At 46.6% G+C, this 1884-nt stretch carries 1 protein-coding gene and 1 pseudogene; both read right to left on the bottom strand.

Annotated features, from left to right (window positions below):
• Positions 1-151: pseudogene (locus AB4496_RS19825) on the bottom strand (type II secretion system protein GspE); the annotation flags it as partial.
• On the bottom strand, positions 151-1884 hold a 1734-nt coding region (gene gspD / locus AB4496_RS19820; protein WP_372131702.1), incomplete at its 5' end, for a type II secretion system secretin GspD. The pseudogene AB4496_RS19825 and the gene gspD, both read right to left, overlap by 1 nt.

The raw sequence follows: 1884 nt of genomic DNA, 5'->3' as shown, positions 1-1884 counted from the left end.
CTTCAATGATCGCCGCCGATTTCAGAGGTTCAACATAATAAAGTACTGGCGCGCGCTCCGGGTGCTGATATTCCAACACCATCTTGTAGCGATTCGCAAAGCTAAACGGCAAGCGCTGATAAGTACGTGCCGCCCCTACCAATTCAGCCATTATTCTGCTTCCATTTGATCGATGAAGGCTTGGATTTCAGCAGGATGATTCATGCTATCGCCAAACTTAGGAAGTACTGGAATATTATCGTTATCCATTAGTTTCAAGCCTTGCTCTGCCTTGTACAGTTGCTCAGCACGGATAAAGTTGTATTTGCGTTGCGTGATACCATCGGCTGTCATGCCATCACGAATAATGGTTGGCTTGATAAATACCATTAGGTTCTTTTTCTCAACCTGAGTACTGGTTGATTTGAACAGGTGTCCAAGAACAGGAATATCACCCAAGAATGGGACCTTAGACTCACTCTCCAGTGCACGCTCGTCAATCAAGCCCCCCAACACCAGCATTTGACCATCTTGAACAATCACTGACGTATTTAGCTGACGCTTAGCAAAACGAACATCTACTGCCCCGTTTGCCCCTAATACGTTCGATACTTCTTGTTCTATTTGCAGTTGAACCGAGTCACCTTCATTGATTTGCGGCACGACTTTTAGCTTAATACCCACTTCTTTACGTTCAACCGTTTGGAATGGATTATCGTTGCTTGAACCTGCTGTAGAACCGGTTAGAACGGGCACCTCTTCACCAACGATAAACGACGCTTCGCCGTTATCCATCACCGTGATACTTGGAGAAGACAGAATGTTTGAGTTTGAATCGGTCGCAACCGCACTGATTAAGGCAGTCCAGTCGCCCATAACCACACTCATTGCAGCACCATTAACGCCAGAAAGAGCAGATGCTAACGTTGAATAGTCACCCTTTTCTGTCGTGGTTTCATTACGTAGGAAATTATTATCCTTATCGTAAACCGCTTTAGTTGTTGTCGAGTCTTTTGCTTCTTCTAGACCCACCATCACACCGCCAATCGATGCACCGGTATTGCTGTACTGAATCATGGCACCCGTTTCTAGGTTGCCCCACTGCACACCTAGGTTAACGCCGTCACCTTCTGCCATTTCAACAATTAAGGCTTCAATCAAAACTTGAGCACGACGGATATCGAGTTGAGCGATCACGTCTTGCAGCGCGTTCATGATGTCTGGCTGTGCGGTAATCACCAACGAGTTAGTATCGCTGTGAGCGGAAATCATCACTTGGTTTCGCTGCGATGAACTGCCTTTAGTTGATGTTTGTTTCTCTGATTGCAGATTGTCAGACACGCCTTTCAGCACATCGACTAAGTCTTCCGCTTTTGCGTATTTAAGGTAGATAACTTGGTTGTTACCCTTAGTCGCCATTTCCACATCAAGCTGTTCAATCAACTTTCTTAAACGACTGCGTACTTTAGGGTCGCCTGAGATAAGAATTGCATTGGTACGCTCATCGGCAACTAATTTAGGCTGTAGGAAGGCAGGGGTGTTTTTAGCATCTGTGGTTTTACTTAGTGCATCGACTATACGCACCATCTCCGCGGCGGAAGCATTCTTTAGTTCAACGACCTCAATCTCTTTATCACCCGCTTGGTCTACACGCTTGATGATCTCTGCTAAACGGTTTACAACCGCCGCACGGCCGGTAATCAAGATGATATTTGCAGGATCGTAGTGCACCACGTTGCCCGCGCCCGCGTTGTCATTCAGTTGACGAAGCAGAGGAGATAGCTCACGAACCGAGACATTACGAACCGTCACAACACGTGTCACAACGCTGTCGCCTGTGATCGAATCACGGTCGCCAACAACTGGGATTGCCGAGGTTTTAGAATCTTTCGCTTTGATGATCTT

Source organism: Vibrio sp. 10N.222.46.A1 (assembly GCF_041473595.1).
In the GTDB taxonomy this organism is placed as follows: Bacteria; Pseudomonadota; Gammaproteobacteria; order Enterobacterales; family Vibrionaceae; genus Vibrio; species Vibrio tasmaniensis_A.
Note: the sequence above shows the minus strand (reverse complement) of the source record. Positions and strands in the feature narration are given on the sequence as shown.